Here is a 22742-nt window from a genome sequence, read left to right on the forward strand (position 1 = left end):
ACTTGGTGAGACGGGTCGAGACCCGCGACGGTTGGCGCAGTGGCGCGCGAGCGCCTCCGGTACGAGGCTGGGAGGGGGTACCTCCCATGCCGTTGAGGCCATGGGGGAGGGCGACGGGCGGGCCAAATCGCAACTCTACGCCCAGTCGGGGCGCGGTCGGACACCCGTCCCGGAAGCGGGCTTCCGTTCGGACCGCCCGGCCCCGATGCGACGTCCTAACGTCGCAACCCCGGCAAAACGCCGTGACAGGGGTCACAGACGGCGGTGCGATGTGAGGCGACACGTCAACGTTTGGGCGGGATCGGTAGCTGGGTACTTGCGCGATCCGCCCGCTGCGTGTGGACTACGGCCATCGCCCCGTACACGCGCGGGGCCGACAGACATCCCCAAGTCAGGAGGCAATCCGTGAGCGCGACCGCGGGCCACGCGGAGGAGCGGACCAACCCGGTGAGCCGGTTGGGTTTCGAGCCCGGACAGGTGGTCCTGGAGATCGGCTACGACGACGACGTCGATCACGAGCTCCGTGAGGGCATCGAGGCCATCATCGGACAGGATCTTGTCGACGAGGACTACGACGACGTGGCCGACGCCGTCCTGCTGTGGTTCCGTGACGAGGACGGCGACCTTACGGACGCCCTGGTGGACACCATCGGTCTGATGGACGACGACGGCGGTGTGGTGTGGCTGATGACCCCCAAGACCGGCCGTGACGGCCACGTCGAGCCCAGTGACATCAGCGAGGCGGCGAAGACCGCCGGCCTGTCCCAGGGCAAGAGCATCAGCGCCGCCAAGGACTGGACCGGCAGCCGACTGGTGGCCCCCAAGCGCTGAGCGCCCCGCCACCGCACCACCCACCCCGACGCATCCCGCGCGCCCCCGCCAGCCCACCGCTGCCGGGGGCGCGACGCGTCCCACCGCCCGCCGCCCTCGCCCAGGGCGGCGCCAGGCCCGCCCGTCACCCGCCGCCCTGGGCCAAGGCGCCGCCGGCCCCGATCACCGGCAGTGCGAGACTGTCCGTGCCGCCGCGCCACGAACGGCGCAACGGCACCGGTGAGACGCGCAAGCGAGATCGGAAGGGAAGCATCCATGGCCATTGAGGTCGGCTCCAAGGCCCCCGACTTCGAGCTGAAGAACCAGCACGGCGAGCTGGTCAGGCTCTCCGACTACAAGGGCGACAAGAACGTCGTCCTGCTGTTCTACCCGTTCGCCTTCACCGGCGTGTGCACCGGCGAGCTGTGCGCCCTGCGCGACGAGCTGCCCAAGTTCGTCAACGACGACGTCCAGCTGCTCGCGGTCTCCAACGACTCCCCGTTCAGCCTGCGGGTCTTCGCCGAGCAGGAGGGCCTGGAGTACCCGCTGCTGTCCGACTTCTGGCCGCACGGCGCCGCCAGCCGGGCGTACGGCGTCTTCGACGAGGAGAAGGGCTGCGCCGTGCGCGGCACCTTCATCATCGACAAGGAGGGCGTGGTCCGCTGGACCGTCGTCAACGCGCTGCCGGACGCCCGTGACCTGAACGAGTACACCAAGGCGCTCGCCGAGCTGTGACGTGTTCACGCGGCGTGCTTCGTGGCGCGCCGCGTGAGCGCTCCCCAGCCGGGGAACCGGTCACTAGGATCAGGGCGTTGATCCGGTTGTACGTATACGCACCAACGGGGGCAGCGCGCTCGACGTCCCCTCGGACCATTGGGAGGACTCGTGGGAGTCAGCCTCAGCAAGGGCGGCAACGTCTCGCTGACCAAGGAGGCGCCGAACCTCACGGCGGTGCAGGTCGGACTCGGCTGGGACGCCCGGACGACCACCGGCGCGGACTTCGACCTGGACGCCAGCGCGCTGCTGACGAACGCGTCCGGAAGGGTCCTCACCGACCAGCACTTCGTCTTCTACAACAACCTCAAGAGCCCGGACGGTTCGGTCGAGCACACCGGGGACAACCTCACCGGTGAGGGTGAGGGCGACGACGAGGTCATCAACGTCAACCTGGCGCTGGTGCCGCAGGACGTGGACCGGGTCGTCTTCCCGGTCTCGATCTACGACGCGGAGAACCGCCAGCAGAGCTTCGGCCAGGTGCGCAACGCCTACATACGGGTCGTCAACCAGGCCGACAACCGCGAGTTGGCGCGCTACGACCTGACCGAGGACGCCTCCACCGAGACCGCCATGGTCTTCGGTGAGCTGTACCGCAACAACGGCGAGTGGAAGTTCCGTGCCATCGGCCAGGGTTACGCGTCCGGCCTGCGCGGAATCGCCCAGGACTTCGGCGTCAACGTCTGACGCCACCTCGTCCGGCGCCGCGCACCGTGCCACCGCGGCGCCGGACCCGTGGGGGAACCAGAAGCATCGGGGAGGAACGAACCACATGGGTGTCACGCTCGCCAAGGGGGGCAATGTCTCCCTCAGCAAGGAAGCGCCGAACCTCACACGCGTCATGATCGGCCTCGGCTGGGAGGCCAGGTCGACCACCGGCGCGGACTTCGACCTGGACGCCAGCGCCCTGCTGTGCTCGGGCGGCCGGGTGCTGGGCGACGAGTACTTCGTCTTCTACAACAACCTCAAGAGTCCCGAGGGTTCGGTCGAGCACACCGGCGACGAACTGGTCGGGGGCAGCGGTGGCGACGACGAGACGATAGTCGTGGACCTCACCAAGGTTCCGGACCGCGTCGACAAGGTGGTCTTCCCCGTCTCGATCTACGACGCCGAGGTCCGCTCGCAGGCCTTCGGGCAGGTGCGCAACGCCTACATCCGGGTCGTCAACCAGGCCGACGACCGAGAGTTGGCGCGCTACGACCTGACCGAGGACGCCTCCACGGAGACCGCGATGATCTTCGGTGAGCTCTACCGGTACGGCGGTGAGTGGAAGTTCCGTGCGGTGGGCCAGGGGTACGCATCGGGCCTGCGGGGCATCGCCCTAGACTTTGGGGTCAACGTTTCGTAAAAATGCGTGCAGCCGCCTGCACCGGGACCGCCAAGGATTGGATTGCCAGTGCTCGTCAGAACGTTCGGCTGGTCATTTGCCATAACCGTCGCCGGGCTGGCGTTCGCGGGGATCCTTTGGGGCTGGCAGGGGCTCGCGGTCGTCGCGATTCTGTCGATCCTGGAGATCTCGCTCTCCTTCGACAACGCGGTGATCAACGCGGGAATCCTGCGGAAGATGAACGCCTTCTGGCAGAAGATCTTCCTCACCGTCGGCGTGCTGATCGCCGTCTTCGGCATGCGGCTGGTCTTCCCGGTCGTCGTCGTCGCCATCACCGCCAGGATCGGGCCGATCGAGGCGGTCAGGGTGGCGGTGAACGATCCGAACCGCTACGAGCACCTGGTCACCAGCGCCCATCCGGCGATCGCCGCGTTCGGCGGGGTGTTCCTGCTGATGATCTTCCTGGACTTCCTCTTCGAGGACCGGGACATCCACTGGATGGCCTGGCTGGAGCGGCCGCTCGCCAGGGTCGGCAAGCTGGAGACCCTCCCGGTGATCGTCGCCCTGGTGGCACTGCTGGTCGCCGCGACAACGGTGGCCACCTCGGTCCCGCTGCAGGGCGGCGGTACGGCCGACAAGTCGGCGACGGTGCTGCTGGCCGGGGTCGCCGGACTGGTGACATACCTCGTGGTGGGCGGCGTCTCCGGCTACTTCGAGGGGCGCCTGGAGGAGGACGCCGAAGGCGCCGAGGCTGACGCGGAGGACGGCGAGCCGTCGGCCGCCCCCGCGCGGAAGGGAGCCTCGGCGATCGGCCTGGCCGGTAAGGCCGCGCTCTTCATGTTCCTCTACCTGGAGGTCATCGACGCCTCGTTCTCCTTCGACGGTGTCATCGGGGCGTTCGCCATCACCAACGACATCTTCATGATGGCGCTCGGCCTCGGCATCGGTGCGATGTACATCCGCTCGCTCACCGTCTTCCTGGTGCGCAAGGGCACGTTGGACGACTACGTGTACCTGGAACACGGCGCGCACTACGCGATCGGCGCGCTCGCGGTCATCCTGCTCGTCACCATCGAGCACGAGGTCAACGAGGTCGTCACGGGTCTGGTGGGCGTCGTACTGATCCTCGCCTCGTTCCTGTCGTCCGTGGTACGCAACCGTCGACTCGGGGAAGGCTCCGAACAGTTGGAGGAACAGGCGGAGATCCCCTCGGGGGTCTGAGCCTGGACGTTGGCCACGGCAGGGGAGGGCTACATGGCTGGCGTATGGCAGTTCCTGCGGGGCGGGGACAAGTCACCCCAGTTCGACATGGGGATCGCGCACACGGTCACGCTGACCAAGCGGAACCAGGTCGTCTCGCTCAACCACCAGGGTTCGGCCCACGGCAACCTGCGGGTCAACCTCACCTGGTCGATGCGGACTTCGGACTTCAACGACATGAACCGCGAACGAGGCGGTCTGTTCCGCAAGCCGTTCGGTCTGTTCAGGCCGGAGTTGGTGCAGGCGCAGGGGCCCGCGATGGTCAACGTCGACCTCGACCTTGCCTGTATGTACGAGCTGGCGGACGGCAAGAAGGGGGTCGTCCAGCCGCTGGGCAACTTCCTGGGGTCTTTCAACGAGGCGCCGTACATACAGCTCAGCGGCGACGACCGGTTCGGGTCGGGCTCCGGCGAGACGATATACATCAACCTCGACCACAAGGACCAGTTGCGCAGGCTGCTGGTGTTCGTCTACATCTACGACGGCACCCCGGCCTTCGACCGCACGCACGCGGTCGTCACGCTCTACCCCAGCGCGGGCCCGAGTATCGAGATCGCCCTCACCGAGCGTGCCCCGGAAGCACGTTCCTGCGCGGTGGTGCTGATCGAGAACAACAAGGGCGAACTGACCGTGCGGCGCGAGGTGAAGTACGTCTACGGCTTCCAGTCCGAACTGGACCGGCTCTACGGCTGGGGCCTGCAGTGGGGCCGCGGCTACAAGTCCAAGATCTGAGCCTGGCGGCGCCCAACGGGCCGAGGTCTACCGTCCGTTCTGGAACTGCGGCCCCTGCGGCGGCAACGTGACCGCCGGAACGGTCGGCGCCGCCGCCTGCTGGGCGACGGTGGCCTGCTGCGGATATCCGTACGCCGGATGCGGCGGATAGCCGTAACCGCTCTGCTGCGCGGTGGCGGCAGGCTCAGCGGGTGGTGGGAAGCCATAGCCGCCGGGCTGTTGCGGATAGCCGTAAGGCGTCTGCGGATACCCGTAGCCGCCTGCCTGGGCCGCCGGTTGCTGCGGATAGCCGTAGGCGGGCTGGGAGTTGGGCATGGGCGGCACCAGGGGCGGCAGCGGAACGCTGGGCTCCGCGGACGCCGGGGCGGTCCCCGTACCCGTTGTCGCAGCGGAAGCCTCCGCCGGGGGCGGTGCGGCGGAGGGCGACGCGCCCGTCGGCTCGGGTGCCGCGGGCGCCTGAGCCTCCGCGTCGTCCACCGCGATGCCGAACTCCGTTGCCAGCCCCACCAGCCCGGTGGCGTACCCCTGCCCCAGCGCGCGGAACTTCCAGCCCGTACCGCGCCGGTACAGCTCACCGCAGATCATCGCGGTCTCGCCGCCGGTGTCCGGCGCGATGTCGAAGGCCGCTATGGGCTCCGCGTCCTCTTCCGCCGCGAGGTCGAGGAGCAGCAGCCGCAGCCCGGGAACGCTGCCGAACGTCCCGCCGTCCGCGGAGGCGGCCAGCACCACCCGGTCCACCGAGGGTTCGAGCCCGGCGAGTTCGACATCGACGCTGTCCGTCAGACCGCGCCCGTCGCGCCGCTTGGGGCGGTGCCTCACCAGACCGGACGGATGCCGCGGCTGGTTGTAGAAGACGAAGTCCGCGTCCGAGCGCACCCGTCCGTCGCCGCCCAGCAGCAGCGCCGAGGCGTCCACGTCGGGCACACCCGCGCCCGTGTTCCACCGCAGCACCGCCCGGACCGCGGACGCCTGAAGCGGGACGTTGGACCCCTTCACCATCGCGTGCGTCATACCGGTAATCCTGCCCTCCCGCCCCACGGCCGGACAACGCGGGTGCGTGCCGAACGTGGTTCCGGTGGCCGGTCAGCGATTGATGCGGAGCCGGTCACCTGTTGATGCGAATCTGACACCCGATGGTCAAGACTTTGCCAAGAGCCTGCGTGCGATGATCATCCACGCGCGGCAGGGCGACGATCCGCCAACCACCGCACACCAACTACCCGGGAGCTGTATGCGCCACCTTGGACCCGCCGCGCCACCCGCGCGGAACTCCGCGTTCCGCAACATCTCCGGTGACGAGCCCGCATGAGCACCGCCACCGCCGTCTGGACCGGCCGGTGGACCGCCGACCACCTCGGTGTCACGCTCACCGGCTCACCGGAACTGCCCAGGCTGCTCGGTCTCGCGGTACGGGTGAACGACAAGCGCGCCCACCTGCTGGTCTCCAACGTCCTGGGCAAGTACGTACCGCAGCGCCCGGACATCGTCTACGAGACCGGGCTGGCCCTCGGCCGCCGGGTGCTGGTGCTGCTCGGCGAGCAGAGCGCGTCGCGTGCAGTGGTCCTCGGCTACGCGGAGGCCGCGGCCGGGCTCGGCCAGTGCGTGGCGGACGGCCTCGGGTGCGCACCGTATCTGCACTCGACGCGTCGGCCGGTTCCCTCGGTCCCGCTCGTGGGGCGGTTCGAGGAGGAGCACAGCCACGCCGTACGCCATCTGCTGCTGCCCGCAGATCCGGAACTGCTTGCCGGAGGCGGCCCGTTGGTACTCGTGGACGACGAACTGACCACCGGGAGGACCCTGCTCAACACGGTGCGGGCACTGCACGCCCGCTATCCGCGCGAACGCTACGTGGTGGCCGCGCTGGCCGACCTGCGCGGCCCGCTGGACCGCGCCCGGCTGGAGGGCCACGCCGCCGAACTCGGCGTCCGCCTCGACGTGCTGGCACTCGCCACCGGCGAAGTTCGGCTACCCGCCGATGTGTTGACCCGTGCCGCGCACCTGGTGCGCCGCTACGGCACGGCGCCGCAGAGCACGGCCGCCTGGCCGCCGGGCACCGTGGCGCGCGTCGACCTCGGCTGGCCGCCCGGGCTGCCCGACGGCGGGCGGCACGGCTTCACGCCCCGGCACCGGGCCCTGCTCGAAGCGTCGCTACCAGGCATGGCGAAACGTCTCGGAAGCGCACTGCCGCGCGGTGCGCGCCGCGTACTGGTGCTCGGCTGCGAGGAGTTGATGTACACCCCGCTACAGCTGGCGGCGGCGCTTGACGCCGACGTCGACGGCGTGGAGGTGTACTTCTCGTCCACCACACGCTCCCCGGCACTCGCCGTTGACGACCCCGGCTACCCACTGCACACCCGTATCGCCTTCCCCACGCACGACAACCCGTTGGACGGTGCGGGTGAACGTTATGCCTACAACGTGGCGCCGAGCGCCCACGGTGTGCGACGCTTCGACGCGATCGCCGTCGTCGTGGACTCCGCTGGCGACACCCCTCGCCTGACGGCGCCCGACGGACTGCTGTCCCGGCTCGCAGCCCACACCGACCGGCTGCTGCTCGCCGCCATCCCCTCGTACGTACCCGAACGGCAGAACCACTCCCACCGGCACTCCACCTTCCCACGGAAGCACACCCCCCAACGGCAGGACCGGAACCATGCCCTGTGAACCCCTGCGCGGCCCGGCGTTCTCCAGCTACGCCCCCGACGAGGTCGGCTGGCTGCTCAAGGACCTCTCCGACGTGGCGCTCGAACGGCCGATCGAGGAGCGCGAGGAGGCGGTGCAGAACGGCGCGCACTACGCCGAGTCGCTGCCCGTCGAGTACCAGCCGAGCGCCGAGTACCAGCGGTTGTTCCGCACCGCGCTCGCCCGGTCCGCGGAGCGGATCGCCCGGGCCGTCGGCGTCGTCACCGAGACGGTGCTCAGCGAGCGCTCACCGGCCCCGGTACTGGTCTCACTGGCCCGCGCCGGAACGCCGGTCGGCGTACTGATGCGCCGCTGGGCGCAGCAGGCACACGCTCTGGAGCTGCCGCACTACGCCGTGTCGATCGTGCGCGGCCGGGGCATCGACACCACCGCGCTGCGCTGGATCGCGGAGCGGCATGATCCGACGGACGTGGTCTTCGTCGACGGCTGGACCGGCAAGGGCGCCATCTGCCGTGAACTCGGCGCCGCGCTCGCCGGGTTGCGGCGCTCCGGTTGGCACGAGGAGTTCGATCCGCGGCTCGCGGTGCTCGCCGACCCCGGCCGCTGTGTGGACACCTTCGGCACCCGCGAGGACTTCCTGATCCCCTCGGCCTGTCTGAACTCAACGGTGACGGGGCTGGTCTCACGTACCGTGCTGCGGCCGGACCTGATCGGGCCCGGCCAGTTCCACGGTGCCAAGTTCTACCGGGAGTTGGCGGACGTGGACGCCTCCGGGCTGTTCCTGGACACCGTGACGAAGCGTTTCGGCGATGTGGTGGACACCGTCGTCACCGAGGTCAAGGAGGCGGGCGAGCGGGACCGCACCCCCACCTGGGCGGGCTGGGCCGCGGTCCAGCGGATCAGCGCGGAGTACGGGATCGGCGAGGCCAACCTGGTCAAGCCCGGAGTCGGCGAGGCCACCCGGGTGCTGCTGCGCCGGGTGCCCTGGCGGATCCTGGTACAGCGCGACGCCGGGCCGGAGTTGGACCACATACGGCTGCTGGCCGACCAGCGCGGGGTGCCGGTCGAGGAGGTGGACGACGCGATCGGCCCGTACCGCTGCGTGGGCCTTGTGCACCCGAGGTACACCGCGGGGGCGGTCGGCGCGGACGGCAGGGCGGTGGTGCGCGGATGACGTTCACCCCCGGCGGTACGTTGATCGCGGCCGACCTCGACCGCACCCTCATCTACTCGGCACAGGCGCTCGCCCTCGCCATGCCCGACGACCAGGCGCCGCGGCTGCTGTGCGTGGAGGTGTGCCACGGCAGGCCGCTCAGCTACCTCACCGAGCGCGCCGCGGCGCTGCTGGCGGAGCTGGCCGCCGTCACCGAGTTCGTCCCCGTCACCACCCGCACCCGGCAGCAGTACCGCAGGGTGCATCTGCCGGGCACCGAACCGCGGTTCGCGATCTGCGCCAACGGCGGGCACATCCTGGTCGACGGCCGCACCGATCGGGACTGGCACCACCAGGTGCGGCGCTCACTGGAGTCGGTGTGCGCCTCGCTCGGCGAGGTGCTCGACCAGCTGACGCGGGCCGCCGACCGCGACTGGCTGCACAACGTACGGGTGGCCGAGGACCTGTTCGCCTACCTGGTGGTGGACCGGCAGCGGCTGCCGGAGGGCTGGTTGAAGGAGCTGTCCGGCTGGGCGGAGGCCCGCGGCTGGACCGTCTCGCTCCAGGGGCGCAAGGTCTACGCGGTGCCCAAGCCGCTGACCAAGTCCGCCGCCCTGGCCGAGGTGGTACGGCGCACCGGCGCGGCCCGGGTACTGGCCGCCGGGGACTCGCTGCTCGACACCGACCTGCTGCTCGCCGCCGACAAGGGCTGGCGCCCCGGGCACGGCGAACTCGCCGACGCCGGTTGGCAGGCCGCGCACGTCACCGCCCTCGACGCGGTCGGCGCCGCGGCGGGGGAGGGGATCCTCCGGCGGATGGCGGCGTGGGTGGAGGGCACGGGGTTATAGCACCACGTGGTGTACCCGGGACCTATGGCACCGGGTACACCACGCGGGTGCAGTTGGCCCTGGACCGCTCCACGCGTTCGGCGTTGGACCGCTCGCTGGCCGCGATGAACTCCCGCGCCTGCTCCCGCGTGCGGCCACCGCGCAGATGCCTGCGCAGCAACCGCTCCTCGCGCACCCTGGGCGGAGTGTCCACGTACCACAGCGCGTCCAGCAGTTCGCGCACCTCACACCAGCCCTCGCCGTCGTCGGCGAGGTAGTTGCCCTCGGTGATCACCAGCCGGGCGGTCGGCGGCACGACCAGACCGGCCGCGACCGGCTCCTCCAGCCGACGGTCGAAGTCCGGTACGTAGACCGGGTGTTGCGGTACGTTCCGTAGTCGCCGCAGCAGGTGTACATAGCCGTGGACATCAAAGGTGTCCGGAGCGCCCTTGCGCCCGCGCCGTCCCAGCCGGTCCAACTGCGCGGTGGACAAGTGAAATCCATCCATCGGGACATATCCCACCGAATCCACGCCAAGCCGCTGGGTCGCACCGCGCACCAGCCGCTGGGCCAGCGTCGACTTGCCCGCCGCGGGCGCACCCGCCAGCCCCAACAGCGCCCTGCGGCCTGCCATGCTGGGCACCAGGGCCACCGCCGCATCGATCAAGCTGTCAGAAACGGTCGACATGGCGTAACCCTACGCAACGGTAATCACGAGCGTGAACCACTGAGGAGCGTCTGGTGACCGAGAGCAAGAACCCGCCGCTAACGCCGGAACTCTACGCATACGTGCTGGAGCACAACCCGCCGCTCGACCCGGTCCAGCGCGAGCTGGTCGACTTCACCCACACCCGGTTCGCGGACGACGCCGGCCTGCAGACCGCGCAGGAGCAGGGACCGCTGCTGAGCTTCCTGGTACGGCTGGTCGGCGCCAGGCGGATCGTCGAGGTCGGCACCTTCACCGGCTTCTCCACGCTGTCCATGGCCCTGGCGCTGCCGGAGGACGGCCGGATCATCGCCTGCGACATCTCCGAGGAGTGGACCGCGGTGGGCCGCGAGGCCTGGGCGAAGGCGGGCGTCGCGGACCGCATCGACCTGCGGATCGCCCCCGCGCTTGACACCCTGCGCGCGCTGCCGGACGACGAGCCGTGGATCGACCTGTCGTTCCTCGACGCCGACAAGGAGAACTACCCGCTGTACTGGGAGGAGTTGGTGCGCCGCACCCGGCCCGGCGGTCTGCTGGTGGCGGACAACACCCTGCTGCACGGCTCGGTGGTGACCGACACCAGCAGCGACGGCCGGGCCGCCGCCATGCGGGCCTTCAACGAACTCGTGCTGACCGACGAACGCGTCGAGGCGGTACTGCTCACTGTTGCGGACGGAGTGACGTTGGCCCGGAGGACCGGGGCCTGACCTGCTGGCGCCCGGAGGCGGCCGCCTCGCGCGCCGCCTCCTCACGGGCAGCGCGCTCCGGGTTGCGCAGCCGCCAGTACGGGTTGTCGTGCGGCAGATGGCTGTGCACCCGCCCGTACATCCCGAACGTCATCAGCACCAGCCCGAACACAAAGCTGAACAGCACGTTCGGCATGCGGAACGCCAGGAAGTTGACCTTGGTGTCCAGCACCGCGAGGTTCACGAAGCCGCTGAGCACGAACAGCACGCCCAGCACCATGTTGAGGGTGGACGCGAAGTTGCGGCCGATGACCATCCCCACGAACAGCAGCGCGCCGATCACTATGGACAGCACGCTGAGCGCGCCGTTCGAGCTCAGCCCCGCGACCCGCTGGCCGTGCAGCGAGAAGAACCCGACGTGGTTGAGCAGGCCCAGGATCCCGAAGGCCACCAGCACGAGGCCCATCAGCCCCGCACCGATCCGGTACACCTGGCTGAGCCGGTGATCCACCGGCAGATGATCGTCCAGTTTCATGCCCGGCTCCTTGGGAGGATGCGGTTGCCAGCCCGCGCTCACGCGCCTCTTCCGCGCCGCTCACGCTGGTGCTGACTTCCAGCATCCGCCCATCCGGCCGGTGCGGCCAGCTCAGCCGCAGCAGCCGCCTCCGCAGCAGCCGCCACCCCCGCTACTGGGCGGCGTGGCCGCGGCGGCACCGGTCACCGCGACGGTGGAGAGCAGCTTGACTGTGTCCTCATGCCCGTCCGGGCAGCTCGCGGGTGCGGAGGACTCGGCCATCGGCCGGTTCAACTCGAACGTGGTGCCACAGGCGCGGCAACGGTACTCATAACGAGGCATGCCCGCAGGATAAACGGGTGGGCGGACGGGGAGAACCGCCGTTCAGCGGGCGCATACGAGGCCGAGGGCAAACGGGTGGGCGGGAAGCGAACCCCGCTCAACGGGCGCGGGCCCGCTCCTCACGGATGTTCGCGACGACCCGCTCCGCCACCCGCCGCACGGCGTCCATCTCGGTGAGGAACGCCCAGTAGTCCGGATGCCGCCCGGTGAGCCCCTCGACGGCGCGGTCCAGCCGCTCCACCGCCTCGTCCAGCGGCCGGGCGTGCCTGGGTTCGGGCGTCGTACGCCCCTGCATCACCAGCCGCTGCGCGTCCCGCAGCACGAACCGCGTCCTGTCGATCTCCGCCCGCGGATCCCGGCTGACCTCGTTGAGCCGCCGCAGCCGGTCACCGGCCGCCGCGACCGCCGCGTCGGAGTCGCCCAGCAGCTCCCGCACCGCGCTCAGCGCGGCGGTCGCGTCCGGCCACCGCTGCTCGTCCCGCGCGGCCTGCGCCTCGGCCAGCTTCCGCTCGGCGGCGGCCACCGCGGCCGCCGCCTCGTCCGGCACCTGCTGGAGGTCCTGCCAGCAGGCGACGCTGAACCTGCGGCGCAGCTCGCTCAGCGTGGGCCCGACCTGGGCGGCCCGGGTGGCCAGCGCCTGCGCCCTGGTACGCAGCGAGACCAGCCGCTTGTCGACCTCCGCCGCGCGCTGCGGCAAACGCTCCGCCTCGGCGCGGATCTCCTCGGCGGCCCGGCGGGTGTCATCGGCCCGCCGGATCGTCCCCTGCACGCCGTGCGCCGCCGCGCCCTGGTTGAGCTTGGTCAACTCCGGCCCCAGCGCGGCCAGTCGGGCGGCCAGGTCATCCGCGGCCAGACCCGAGGCGCGTACCGCGTCCAGTGCGTTGGCCGCCGCCAGCAGTGACTGGCGGGCCCGCTCCACGGCGGGCGCCAACCGGGCCAGCTCGTTCTCCGCCCGGGCAAGCACACCGCTCAGACCCTGCGCGAACCGGTCCAGCTCCGCCCGGGTCCTCAGGATGTCGTCCCTGGCCAGCGTGAACGCGTTGCGCGCCCGGGTCGCGGTGGCCAGGTCGAGGTCGACGGCGTCCAGGTCATGCGCGTCCACCGCCGCTATGTACCCGCTGCTGACCTGGTCGATCCGTCGGCCCAGGGACTCGAAGTCGCCGACGGCCTTGCGCCCGGCCGGGCTGCGGTCGACCGCGGTGATCGTCTCGATGGCGATGCGCAGTTCGCGCTGGGCGGTGTCCAACTCGTAGAACGCCTCGGCGGCGGCCTCCTTGGCCGCCTGCGCCTCGGCGCGATGGTTGTCCTCCCCGCGCCGCCACCACGAACGTGCCGTCGTCACATCCCTCTCCCGCTGGTCCGGCCGGGTACCGCGGACATCCTCCCACCCGGGACCGGCGGACACAGCTGCCGGGGCAGCCCAGCCCGCCCCGCGCCCCGCGCCGCAGCCGTTGCCGCTGTGCGCGGCGACCACGTGGCCGCAGGCCGGGTCCTGCGGTAGGTCGATGTGCGCAGGTGGCCCGCGGTGTACGCCGAGGATGGCGGTCGCGTCGAACCACCGCGTCACGCAGCCCCCAGCACCGGGCCTTCGCGCCCTCGGGATGCCCGGCGAGCGCCAGCCCGCCCCCACCATCACCAGCGCCCCAACGGACGCCACGGCCAGCGCGACGCTACGGCTTCGGGTGGACACGGGCTGCTCTCCATGGCTCGCGGGACGACCGCCCCCTCGCACCGATGAACCCGAGCCCCCAACATCGGCTGGCCCGCCCCCAACCCTTGGCTGGGCTTTCCCCGCCCCGTGATTTGTCGACCAGGGGCCAGGACAGGGTAATCTGTCCATCCCGCGCCGGTAGGACGCGAGGGCGCATAGCTCAGCGGTAGAGCGCTGCTCTTACAAAGCAGATGTCGGCGGTTCGAATCCGTCTGTGCCCACCGACTCACTTACACGATGAAGGCCCAGGTCAACCGGCATGTATCCGGAAGCCTGGGCCTTGATCGTTTCCCCTCGCGGGACCGGCGGGGGCCGGGCCGTGCCACTTACGTGCCAGATAGCTTGCCGCGCCCCCGCTTTGCCTGGCGGATCTGCTCGTCTACGTGGTCGGCGATGGCGTGGTCACGGCCGTTGACCAGGTGCTGGTAGATCAGCGCGGCACGCACCGACGAATGCCCCATGCGGTGCATGAGTTCACGGGTCGTGGCGCCACCGGTCGCGGCGAGGGTGTTGCCGGTGTGCCGGAGGTCGTGGAAGTGAACGTCCGACAGACCAGCGGCGCGCAGCGCAGGAAGCCACACCCGGCGGAAGTTGTTCCGACGCAGCCGTCCGCCGCGTTGGCCGACGAAGACCAGCCCGTTCCGGCCCGGTTCGGCGTACAGGTCGAGGTGAGTCGTCAACTCTTCGACCAGCGAGGCAGGAAAAGCCACGGACCGAATACCGGCGTTGCTTTTCGGCGTCTTGATGACCAAGCCCTCTGCCCTTGTCTCCGCTTGAGCCCGTCGCACAGAGATCGTACGGCGCTCCAGATCCACATCGTGACGCTGCAACGCCGCCAGTTCGCCGAATCGCAGGCCCGTGAACGCGGCGAGGAGCACCAGGACGCGGAAGCATGCGGGCACCTTGTCGGCTAGGCGGTAGACCTCCGGCACGGTGAGGTATGGCCGCTCGGCTGTCTTGGCCGCACCGGCACCCTTCACCCGGCACGGGTTGCGCTGGATCAGCCCGTCGTCCACGGCAGTGTTCATGATGGCGCGGAGAATCTGATAAGCCTTCACCACGGTCGTCTCGCCGATCCCTTTGTCGAGCAGTGCGGCACGCCACTGCCTGACGTGCGGCGTGGTGATCTTCGAGATGGGGGAGCGGTCGAAGGCCGGGAGGATGTGGAGCCGCAGGGCACTCTCGTTGCGCTCGCGGGTCGTTGCGGCGTAGCCACGCTCTTTGAGCCACGCCGTGGCGTATTCGCCGAAGGCGATCTCCTCATGTGGGTCCTGCCAGCGCCCCTCCACGATCTCGGCCTCTTTGCGCACAAGCCAGACCTCGGCGTCCCGTTGCGTCGGGAAGGTCTTGTCTGCGTTACGGAGCTGACCGTCCGGGCCCGGATAGCGAGCCTGGAAGCGCCCGGACGGAAGCCGTCGTACTGAGCCGAAGCGACGGCGCTTGCCACGTGCGTTGGGCATCAGGCCACCGCCCCGAAGCGTGCCCGGCTGATCGACACGGGCTGGACGGTGTTCGCTTCGATAAAGGCCCGCAGTGCAGCCTCAGGGATGCGGACGTGCCGACCGACCTTGACGAAGGTGATGCGCCGCTCGGCGATCAGGCGACGCGGGAACCGCTCGGAGGTGCCGAGCAGTTCGGCGACCTGGGCGACGGACAGGTACCGGTCAGCCATGGGTGGGTTCTCCTTCCGTTCCTGGGGAGGGCGCGATCGAAGCGGCGAGCCATTCTTCGCCGGGGGTGAGGCCGGTTCCGGCGAAGGTCCAGTGGGCGAGGACCAGCGTCGTCTCGCCGGTTTCGGCGTCCGTTGGCCGGTTGTCGGTGTCGCAGCGGGCCGTGATGGCTTGGGCGCGTCGCCATTCGGCGCGGGCGGTGCGGAGGGCGCCGAGGGTGGTGGAGTAGCGGCGGGTCTTGGTGGAGAAGTGGCCGCGGAAGCCGAGCATGTGCGCCCAGGCGCGGAGCCGGAGATCCTCCAACTCCCGCCGCCCGCCGAGCGCCCAGGCGGTGCGGATCATGCGTCGGGCGTGGTCGCTGATGGCGAGGCGGGCCAGCTCGGCGAGGAACTTGATCGGCCGATCCAGGGTGCCGGTCGCCGACTCGGCGCCCTTGGTGGCGTACTTGGCGATGTAGGCGGCGACCGCGCGATCGGTCAGCTCGGCTTGGCCGTTGAACTCGGCGCTGCGGATGGTGCGTACGTCGAGTTGGCGGCCGAAGGCGAAGACGTGTTGCCGCCCGTCAAGGACTGGGCCGGTGATGCGTGCGGTGGTAGCGGCGGCGCGGATGGCGTCGGTCAGCAGCTCGGCGGTGGCCCAGGCCGGGGGCGGGGTGGTGCCGCCGTCGGGGCCGTCGAGGCGGATGACGGCGTGGAAGTGGACCAGGCCGCGCCGCTGGTACTCGGCGACCTTCGCGAAGCTGACCCGGGCGTACCGGCGGAAGGCGCGTTGGGTCAGCCCTGCCCGCTTGGCGACCTCACGGCGCAGGTAGATGGAGAAGCGCCGCCACAGCGCACCGGCGTGGGCGTTCCAGAGAACCGCGGCTTCGTAGTCGTACGACTCCGGGTCGAGCGGCGTACCCAACTCCGGCGCGTCGGCAGGGTGGGCGGCTCCGCAGCGGCAGCGGCCGGAGTCCGGGCGGTTGTGGACTGGGCCGAAGCTGGGCGCGGTGAAGGTGGCGAAGACGCGGGGGTGTGTGGCGACTTGCTCAGGGGTGCCCTTGCCTCCGCGCAGTCCGGCGGTGATGAGCTGGTAGGTGTCGCGGCGGTAGACCTCGGCGCAGGCCGGGCAGCGGGTCACGCGGCGGTTGTTGCAGCGGACCAGGAGGTGACCGGCGGGAAGCTGGTCAGAGGCGATGTGGTGGAGGAGTGGGCCGATCTCGCCGGTGGCGGTGTCCAGCGCGTACTCGGAGCGGTGGCCGTCGAGGCGGATCGGGTTGGTGCAGCCGCCCAGGCCGGAGAGCTGGCGTACCAGCGCGGGCATGGTGCCGAGCGAGGCCAGCATGCCGAGTTCCGGCAGCGGGGGCGGGGTGGCCCGGGTGATGATGGTGATCTCCTTTGCGGCTCAGGTCGTGGAGGGGTGGGCTGCCGGGGCGGCGATGCTTGGCGGTATCGGGCCGCCCCGGCAGTTGTTGATCAGCGGTGGCGCGGGGTGCCGAGCAGGGAGCGCAGGACCACGGCGGCGACCGCCACGGACACGGCCCCGATGGCGACAGCGGTCACCAGGGCGGTCAGCACGATGCCGACCAGGACGACGGCGGCGACCGCACCGACGCCGAGCCCGACAACGGAGGCGATCCCGCGGGTCGGAGGCGCCGGGATGTGGGCGCAGGGGCAGGCCGACTCATGACCGTGCACCACGGCGGTTGTCGTGTGGGTGCGCGGCTCGGGAAGTGCGGGGTAGGTGGGTCGGAGCAGCATGGCGCTGGTCCTTTCAGCGGTGGGTGCCGTTGACGACGCCGACGCCCGTGCGGGTGCCGCTGTCGATGGCGGGGGCAAGGAAGGTGTGGGCGAGGTAGAAGCCGAACAGGGCGATCACGACGGCGACCCACAGGCGGATGTTCATGAACTTGATCGCGGCCCAGGCGACGACGCCGAGCACGACGACCAGGGGCAGGCTGACGGTCACTGGGGGCCTTTCAGCGGACGGGGCAGCGGTGGGTACGGGCCGCCAACTCGGCGGCGGCGCGGGAGTCGTAGTCGCAGGAGAAGCCGCAGCGCGGCGCGGTGCAGGCAGCGGTGTGCTTCTCGCGGCCTCGGCTGTCGTAGGCGGTGCCGACCTGGACCGGGCCGATGCAGACGACGTTGCGGAAGCGGCGGTTGGCGGACACGGGAGGACTCCTTTCAGAGCTGGGCGGCGATGGCTTCGGCGAGCGGCGCGGGGACGCCGAGCTGGGCGCGCAGGGTCGGGGTGTCGATGGACCGCCCGGTGCGTTCCTGGTGGGCGGTGGCGAGCTTGCGGGCGTGTTCGACCAGGGCGGCGGGTACCGCGGGCGTGGTCGGTTGGTCGGCCGGTTCCGGCGGTGCCGGAGCGGGAGTGCCGCCGTCCGCCTCGGCGCGAGGAGCCGTTTCTTCCTCGTCGGTCAGGTCCAACTGGGCTGTCAAGGCGGGCGGTTGGATGTGTCGAGGTGTCGTGGCGGTGTGCGCGAGGAGTGTTCCGCCGAGGAAGGCGACCGCGGGCCATCCGGCGACGAGGATGCGCAGCCAGGCCGGGACGGCGCCCAAGTCGAGAAGTCCGGCGGTGGCCACGTTCGCCCCGAGCGAGGCGGCAAGCGCGATCACGAACCAGCACCACCCGGCCGCCTTGGACGAGCCAGTTCGCAGCCGCCGCCAGGCCGCGACGAGTAGCAGGTCGACCGAGACCGGGTAGGCCCAGGCTTTCCAGCCGTTCTGTCCGGCCGCCGAGGCGATGTCGTGCAGGTGCGCGAAGGACAACGCGGCGGCGATGACCGCCTGGACGAGCACCGCGTCAACGCGGGCCAGGTGAGCGCGCATGGCGCGGCCTCCTTCCTGGTTCAGGCATGGCGGGGGTAGGGACGTGGCGTGAGGCGGTCACGCCGACCGTTGGAGGGGGAGGGGGTTAGTCGGTCACCGGTAGCGGCTTGACCAGCGACACCGGGCGGTCAACAGGCTTGACAGGCACGGCGGGCCGGAACGGATCAAGCGCGGGAATGTCCGGCACGAGGTGAGCCGTCTCGGCACACACCGCCGCAGCGTCGCCGAGCGACAGATACGGGGTGCGGATGCGGGACCAGCCGCCGGAGGTATCCCCAGCGACCGCCAGGCCAGGCGACTCGGGCGCGATGGCGCAGGCCGCGCCGACCGCTTCGGGTGCGATGTCGCCGAGCGCCATCTTGGCCGAGGCTTCGTCGTTCACCCGGTGGCAGACCCGACCGGTGAGCTGGGCGCGGAGCATCGTGGCACCCTTGCCCAACTCGGCACCGAACCGCTGACCGCACACCTCCAGGTAGATGCCTGCGGCACGGCCGAGTTGGGCGAGCCGGATGAGCTGGGTGACCATCTCGTCCCGCCGTTCCTCGTCCTTCTTCGTGGCGACCAGGAACAGCTCGGCCACCTCGTCCACCACCAGCACGACCGGTACGGGGCGTTCGGCCTCGGGCAGGCCCCAGATGTCCGAGGTGATCTCCTCATCCGGCGTACCCGGCGCGATGCCCTGCCGCGCCTTGATCAGGTCGTACCGGTCCTCCATCAACTCGACCAGCACCGGCAGCAGTTCAGCCGCCTGCTCCGGATCGGTCGTCAGCGCCGAGAGCCGAGGAGCGAACGGCGCCAACTCCACGCCCCGCTTGCAGTCGATCCCCACCAGCGCCACCGGTTGGGGAGCGAGCCCGGCGACCACGTGCCGCAGGAACATCGACTTGCCCGACAGCGTGGCACCGAGGGTGAGTTGGTGGGGTATCGCGCGGTAGTCCCGCACGAACGCCGTCGCGTCCTCCCGCAGCGCCACCGGCACCTTCAGGAAGCCGCCGCCGGTCTTGCGCGGCATGCGCACTTTCCGCAGCACATCGAACCCGACCAGCCGCAGCTCGACCACGCCCGGCTTGACCACGGTGACGTACACGGCGTGAACGCCCCAGGCGTGCCGCAGCCGTTCGGCCGAGGCCGCCACGTCCGCCGGTTCCTGCCCCGGAGCGAGCCGCAACCTCAGCCGCATCCCGGTCGAGGTCGGCCGGATCATCCCGCGCCGTGGCGGGACGGGCCGCACCTCCCGCCGGGTGGTCGCCTGAACCAGCAGAGCCCGGAGCCTGGACGGCTGGACGGTCAGCCCGCACGCGTCCATGGTCGAGCCGTACGAGCCCAGCAGCTTCGCCGTCGAGACCGGCAGGCCGAGCGTGCACCAGTAGGCGGCCGGGTGCCGGGCCCGGAGGTAGGCAGCCCCGCCACCGAACGCGGCGACCGGACCACCCACCTCCACCAACGTCATCAGATCGGACACGATCAGGCCCCCACCTCAGCCGGGAAGGAAGCCGGAGCCACCACCTCGGCCCGGTAGGCGATCCCGTGCCGCTGCTGACCGTTGAACGTCGACTCCCACGGCCGCGCCACCAGGCCCACGAGCGAGACCGGAGCCCCGACCGCCAGACCCTCGGTGATGCCCCGCTCGGGAACGGTGACCTTGATCAGCGAGGACTCGCCGCCCTCGATGTAGACCACGCCGAGCGTCATCAGCGTCTCGCCGGTGACCGCGTCGGTGGCGATCTCGCCCGACTGCCGGTCCTTGACCTTCTTCTCCGGAGCCTCGGTCAACAGGATCGTCGCCGCCGAGGTCTCCACACGGATGGAACGCACAGAACTACTCCCTTGCGCGCGCCCCTCGTCGTGAGGAGCGCAATTGCTGACGAATGCCTACGCAACGGGAGGTTGACCGCATACGGACTGGGCGCGATACGCTCTAGGAGCGTTGTGCCAACGACGCACCCGGCCTGAGTGGGCTGCCTCCCGCTCAGGCCACATTCATGTCTGTGGCCCTTATCGCTCGCGCCCCGGTGCAGGTCTGCCTTCCTGCTCCGGCGCGTTCGCATGCCCGCATCACCCACTCCGCCGGATGCGGAGGAGTCTGCCGACACTCACCACAGTAAGCCGTACTCCAAGTACTGTCTAGTACTTCATGTACTAGTCCGCACTTCCTGTACGCCCAACTCGCTTGCAAGCGACCGCAACTGATCCGACGGCGGCTGACTCATGGTCAGCAGGTCCGCCACGAGCTGCTTCACACTCGGCATGGCGCGGACCATCTCAGGCGAGAGCTGGCGGGCCTTCAGTAGCGCGGAGACAGCGCTGTCGACCTGCCGACGTTGGGCATGCGCACGCGCGATGTCGATCTGGAACCGTGTCTGTCGCTCGGAGGAGAGCACCGACGCGTCGATGCTCTCCGCGGCCCTGAGAGCCACTCCGGCGTCACCGAGATCGACGGCGACCGAGACCTCATGAAGCCCGACGTTGGTGGGACCGAACTCGGTGTTGTAGTCGTTGCGCCCGGAGCCAACCTGGTCAGCCATGCCCCGGGCGTCCCGCAGGTACGCGTACGCGGCCTCGGCGTCATTCGCCTTGGCTGCGGCTACTGCCCGCTGCAAGGTCAGTGCCCCGCGCAGGGCAACAGCTTCGACCTGCCCGGACTCCGCCAGGGGGCGAAGTGCGTCCGCGGCAGTCCCCGAGGCTTGGGCGGCCTGGTCGAAGTGGCGCGCACCGAGGAAGACGATGGACAGTCGGAACTCGCCGGCTGCCATCAACAACGGATCGTTGGCCCGTTCGGCGGCGACCACCGAGCGGTCAACGGCGATCCAGGCTGCCTCGGGCTCTCCCATGTTTGCCAGGGCGGCACTGCACGTGTGGTACATCGCGGCCAGCAGCCGGAAGAGCTCAGGCCGTTGTTTCTCCGGAGTCGATCGCGCGGCTCCTTCCAGCCTGGGGACCAGCCGTTCCAACAGGTCTGCCAAATCCGCGTACTTGGCCTGGTGCGTCAGTTCCCATGCGCGGTCGACCTCAGACCGAAGCGCAGGCACGTCCGGCGGCTCGTGGTGCCCGAGGATCGCCTTCAGAGAATGGGCGGCGCTCAGCACTAGGCGCAGGCGGCTGGCCCCCGGGGGCTCACCTTCGGCCACCGATGCCACAATCGGCGCTTCCGCCGCCAGTTCCGCCAAAGGCAGCTCGAGGACTTCAGCGACCTTTTCCAACACCGTCATACGGTCGATGCGGCGTACACCCCGCTCTACCTGGGACACCCAGGCTTCGGAACGGTCCAGCAGGCGAGCGAACTCTTTCTGTGAGAGCCCACGGCGCTTGCGGTTGAAGGCGATCTTGCGACCAAGCGCCTTCTCATAGTCAGTGCTCAACGTCCACACCCTTGCCGGACACGAAGTCCAAGCGATCGACCTCGGTTGAGGCAAGGTACTGCTCGCGCGCGGAGAGGAAGGCCTTCACGTAGTCCTTCGACTCGTGAGCTTCGAAGGCGTCCTTGTCCCGGTAGAGCTCGTAGAAGATGCGTTCCAGCGGGCGACCGTCAACCCGGTGCACCGTGTAGATCACCGTCCCGGGCTCGTTCGCGCGGATCTGTTCGCCGGTCCGCGCCACCAAGGAATCGAACTCGGCAGCCGCCGACTCGTCCTTGCACGTGAAGCGCACCATCAGCCCGAACATGCGGTTCCCCTCTCGATCGACGTCTCAGCTCAGCACCACACCTCGGCGTGAACGCTATGCGCCAGGCGACCCGCACGAAAAGTGCGATCCCGCACTCGGAGTACCCGCACACTCGGTACGGTGCTAGTACTAATTGTACGGCTCACTGCGATCCGCGTCAGCAGGACGAGGTAGTTGGCGCAGAAATCCGCAGGTCACCGAGATGGAGGCGGTCCATGCCCACGTACCGACGCACCTTTCCCGGGCGGCCGGAGGAGCTCCGCAATGTCCGCCAGTGGACGCGACACATCCTGAGCGGCAGTCCGCGTGTCGAGGACGCCGCCCTGGTTGTGACCGAGCTCGGTTCCAACGCCCTTCTCCACACCGCGAGCGGCGACGAGCCCGGCACCTTCCGTGTCTCGCTAGCCACGTCTGGCGGAGGCATCACGGTCTCGGTTGCCGACCTCGGAGCCGCGAAGAACGAGCCGAGCGTCCAGGACCCCGCCGAAGAGGACCCCCACGGCCGCGGGCTCGGGCTGGTCGTTGCTCTGGCTCAGCACGTCGACATCGACGGCGACGAGCACGGCCGCACGATCACCGCCTACTTGATGCCAGTGCCAGCTGAGCCGGTGATCGCGTGCTGACTCTCTTCAACTACTGGTGCGAAGCCGTCGCCCACGTAGGGGAGAGCGGAAGCGCCCACCTGCTGAGCACGCAACCGGCCAGCACGCCACGCCTGGCGCTGCGTTGGCTCCGCGGTCGCGTACGGGATGTCGCCGACCAACTCGACTCGGCGCCCGCTCGACCGGCCAGTCACTGGCTCGACGACCAGGTCGAGCACGAACGCGCCTTATCCGCACTAGCCGCAGGTGAGACGTACGCCTTCATCCTCGCCGACGACACCACCCGATACGTCCTGTCAGTCCGCCCTATAGGGACCGCACGATGAAGAACCCCGACCTCAACGTTCGCCGCGGCTACTGGTGCGAGTGCTGGACCACAAGCCCCACAACTGGCAGTGCTCCTGGTCTCTTTGCTTCGTTCGAAGCGGTCACCGCCACACAAGCTGTGCGATGGATCAGGGGGGTCCTACAGACTATTGTGTCGGCCCTTGAACCAGACGCAGCCGATC

General features: G+C 69.9%; 26 protein-coding genes, 1 tRNA gene and 1 pseudogene. 12 read left to right on the top strand and 16 right to left on the bottom strand.

Annotated elements, in window-relative coordinates; translation table 11 throughout:
- Positions 1 to 405 precede the first annotated feature (405 nt).
- The 6 genes from O5O46_RS05715 to O5O46_RS05740 all read left to right on the top strand — a co-directional run bounded on the left by O5O46_RS05715 (position 406) and on the right by O5O46_RS05740 (position 4903).
- The gene (locus O5O46_RS05715; protein WP_269854127.1) at positions 406 to 831 is read left to right on the top strand and encodes a DUF3052 domain-containing protein; all 426 of its coding nucleotides are present in this window, start codon (positions 406 to 408) and stop codon (positions 829 to 831) included.
- A gap of 255 nt (positions 832 to 1086) precedes the next feature.
- A complete protein-coding gene (locus O5O46_RS05720; RefSeq protein WP_269854128.1) occupies positions 1087 to 1545 on the top strand; it encodes a peroxiredoxin in 459 nt (152 codons plus the stop codon).
- A gap of 150 nt (positions 1546 to 1695) precedes the next feature.
- Entirely contained in the window at positions 1696 to 2271 is a 576-nt protein-coding gene (locus O5O46_RS05725) for a TerD family protein (RefSeq protein ID WP_269854129.1), read from the top strand.
- A gap of 85 nt (positions 2272 to 2356) precedes the next feature.
- Positions 2357 to 2932, top strand: coding sequence for a TerD family protein (locus tag O5O46_RS05730; RefSeq protein WP_269854130.1), 576 nt, complete (start codon positions 2357 to 2359; stop codon positions 2930 to 2932).
- Between the two features lie 48 nt (positions 2933 to 2980).
- Positions 2981 to 4132: a DUF475 domain-containing protein gene (locus tag O5O46_RS05735; protein ID WP_269854131.1), complete on the top strand. Its 1152-nt coding sequence runs from the start codon at positions 2981 to 2983 to the stop codon at positions 4130 to 4132.
- A gap of 33 nt (positions 4133 to 4165) precedes the next feature.
- Complete coding sequence (locus tag O5O46_RS05740; protein WP_269854132.1) at positions 4166 to 4903, top strand: TerD family protein; 738 nt, start codon at positions 4166 to 4168, stop codon at positions 4901 to 4903.
- A 27-nt stretch (positions 4904 to 4930) separates the two neighbouring features.
- Here the strand turns inward: O5O46_RS05740 and O5O46_RS05745 are convergent, their stop codons facing one another.
- Positions 4931 to 5914 carry a TerD family protein gene (locus tag O5O46_RS05745; protein ID WP_269854133.1) on the bottom strand — a complete coding sequence of 328 codons (984 nt, stop codon included), beginning with the start codon at positions 5912 to 5914 and terminating at the stop codon, positions 4931 to 4933.
- A 294-nt stretch (positions 5915 to 6208) separates the two neighbouring features.
- Between O5O46_RS05745 and O5O46_RS05750 the strand changes: the two are divergent.
- Positions 6209 to 8720 (top strand): annotated as a pseudogene (locus O5O46_RS05750) (phosphoribosyltransferase).
- The gene (locus tag O5O46_RS05755; RefSeq protein ID WP_269854134.1) at positions 8717 to 9547 is read left to right on the top strand and encodes an HAD family hydrolase; all 831 of its coding nucleotides are present in this window, start codon (positions 8717 to 8719) and stop codon (positions 9545 to 9547) included. Before O5O46_RS05750 ends, O5O46_RS05755 begins: the two are co-directional and overlap by 4 nt.
- 22 nt (positions 9548 to 9569) lie before the next feature.
- Here the strand turns inward: O5O46_RS05755 and O5O46_RS05760 are convergent, their stop codons facing one another.
- Entirely contained in the window at positions 9570 to 10214 is a 645-nt protein-coding gene (locus tag O5O46_RS05760; protein ID WP_269854135.1) for a nucleoside/nucleotide kinase family protein, read from the bottom strand.
- Positions 10215 to 10267: 53 nt separating this feature from the next.
- On the opposite strand from O5O46_RS05760, the gene O5O46_RS05765 reads away from it, so the two are divergent.
- Positions 10268 to 10939 carry an O-methyltransferase gene (locus O5O46_RS05765; RefSeq protein WP_269854136.1) on the top strand — a complete coding sequence of 224 codons (672 nt, stop codon included), beginning with the start codon at positions 10268 to 10270 and terminating at the stop codon, positions 10937 to 10939.
- Here O5O46_RS05765 and O5O46_RS05770 read toward each other — a convergent pair.
- From O5O46_RS05770 to O5O46_RS05780, 3 genes are all read right to left on the bottom strand, one after another.
- Entirely contained in the window at positions 10893 to 11453 is a 561-nt protein-coding gene (locus O5O46_RS05770; protein WP_269854137.1) for a DUF4383 domain-containing protein, read from the bottom strand. The genes O5O46_RS05765 and O5O46_RS05770 overlap by 47 nt on opposite strands.
- Positions 11454 to 11564: 111 nt before the next feature.
- A complete protein-coding gene (locus O5O46_RS05775) occupies positions 11565 to 11774 on the bottom strand; it encodes an FmdB family zinc ribbon protein (RefSeq protein WP_269854138.1) in 210 nt (69 codons plus the stop codon).
- 97 nt (positions 11775 to 11871) lie between these two features.
- Positions 11872 to 13116, bottom strand: coding sequence for a hypothetical protein (locus tag O5O46_RS05780; RefSeq protein ID WP_269854582.1), 1245 nt, complete (start codon positions 13114 to 13116; stop codon positions 11872 to 11874).
- A gap of 518 nt (positions 13117 to 13634) precedes the next feature.
- Here O5O46_RS05780 and O5O46_RS05785 point away from each other — a divergent pair.
- Positions 13635 to 13706, top strand: a tRNA-Val gene (locus O5O46_RS05785).
- Positions 13707 to 13811: 105 nt separating this feature from the next.
- On the opposite strand, the gene O5O46_RS05790 is transcribed toward O5O46_RS05785, so the two are convergent.
- From O5O46_RS05790 to O5O46_RS05840, 11 genes are all read right to left on the bottom strand, one after another.
- Positions 13812 to 14945 (bottom strand): tyrosine-type recombinase/integrase, encoded by a 1134-nt coding sequence (locus tag O5O46_RS05790; RefSeq protein WP_269854139.1) that lies wholly within the window; start codon positions 14943 to 14945, stop codon positions 13812 to 13814.
- Complete coding sequence (locus O5O46_RS05795) at positions 14945 to 15157, bottom strand: helix-turn-helix domain-containing protein (RefSeq protein ID WP_269854140.1); 213 nt, start codon at positions 15155 to 15157, stop codon at positions 14945 to 14947. Before O5O46_RS05795 ends, O5O46_RS05790 begins: the two co-directional genes overlap by 1 nt.
- Positions 15150 to 16478, bottom strand: coding sequence for a replication initiator (locus O5O46_RS05800; protein ID WP_269854141.1), 1329 nt, complete (start codon positions 16476 to 16478; stop codon positions 15150 to 15152). The genes O5O46_RS05795 and O5O46_RS05800 overlap by 8 nt, the downstream gene beginning before the upstream one ends.
- 131 nt (positions 16479 to 16609) lie before the next feature.
- A complete protein-coding gene (locus O5O46_RS05805) occupies positions 16610 to 16894 on the bottom strand; it encodes a hypothetical protein (RefSeq protein WP_269854142.1) in 285 nt (94 codons plus the stop codon).
- Positions 16895 to 16907: 13 nt separating this feature from the next.
- Positions 16908 to 17102 carry a hypothetical protein gene (locus O5O46_RS05810; protein ID WP_269854143.1) on the bottom strand — a complete coding sequence of 65 codons (195 nt, stop codon included), beginning with the start codon at positions 17100 to 17102 and terminating at the stop codon, positions 16908 to 16910.
- 10 nt (positions 17103 to 17112) lie between these two features.
- A complete protein-coding gene (locus O5O46_RS05815) occupies positions 17113 to 17304 on the bottom strand; it encodes a mobile element transfer protein (RefSeq protein ID WP_269854144.1) in 192 nt (63 codons plus the stop codon).
- A gap of 13 nt (positions 17305 to 17317) precedes the next feature.
- Positions 17318 to 17968: a DUF2637 domain-containing protein gene (locus tag O5O46_RS05820; protein WP_269854145.1), complete on the bottom strand. Its 651-nt coding sequence runs from the start codon at positions 17966 to 17968 to the stop codon at positions 17318 to 17320.
- An 85-nt stretch (positions 17969 to 18053) separates the two neighbouring features.
- Complete coding sequence (locus O5O46_RS05825) at positions 18054 to 19430, bottom strand: FtsK/SpoIIIE domain-containing protein (RefSeq protein WP_269854146.1); 1377 nt, start codon at positions 19428 to 19430, stop codon at positions 18054 to 18056.
- 2 nt (positions 19431 to 19432) lie between these two features.
- Positions 19433 to 19783, bottom strand: coding sequence for an SCO3933 family regulatory protein (locus O5O46_RS05830; protein WP_269854147.1), 351 nt, complete (start codon positions 19781 to 19783; stop codon positions 19433 to 19435).
- Between the two features lie 317 nt (positions 19784 to 20100).
- Positions 20101 to 21336, bottom strand: a complete 1236-nt coding sequence (locus tag O5O46_RS05835; RefSeq protein WP_443072401.1) for a helix-turn-helix domain-containing protein — start codon at positions 21334 to 21336, stop codon at positions 20101 to 20103.
- A complete protein-coding gene (locus O5O46_RS05840) occupies positions 21317 to 21631 on the bottom strand; it encodes a putative quinol monooxygenase (RefSeq protein ID WP_269854149.1) in 315 nt (104 codons plus the stop codon). The genes O5O46_RS05835 and O5O46_RS05840 overlap by 20 nt, the downstream gene beginning before the upstream one ends.
- A 215-nt stretch (positions 21632 to 21846) precedes the next feature.
- On the opposite strand from O5O46_RS05840, the gene O5O46_RS05845 reads away from it, so the two are divergent.
- Both O5O46_RS05845 and O5O46_RS05850 read left to right on the top strand, forming a co-directional pair.
- A complete protein-coding gene (locus O5O46_RS05845; protein WP_269854150.1) occupies positions 21847 to 22254 on the top strand; it encodes an ATP-binding protein in 408 nt (135 codons plus the stop codon).
- Complete coding sequence (locus O5O46_RS05850) at positions 22248 to 22559, top strand: hypothetical protein (RefSeq protein ID WP_269854151.1); 312 nt, start codon at positions 22248 to 22250, stop codon at positions 22557 to 22559. Before O5O46_RS05845 ends, O5O46_RS05850 begins: the two co-directional genes overlap by 7 nt.
- The last annotated feature ends 183 nt before the right edge of the window (positions 22560 to 22742 follow it).

It is taken from the genome of Streptomyces sp. RPT161 (assembly GCF_027533845.1).
GTDB lineage: Bacteria > Actinomycetota > Actinomycetes > Streptomycetales > Streptomycetaceae > Streptantibioticus_A > Streptantibioticus_A silvisoli_A.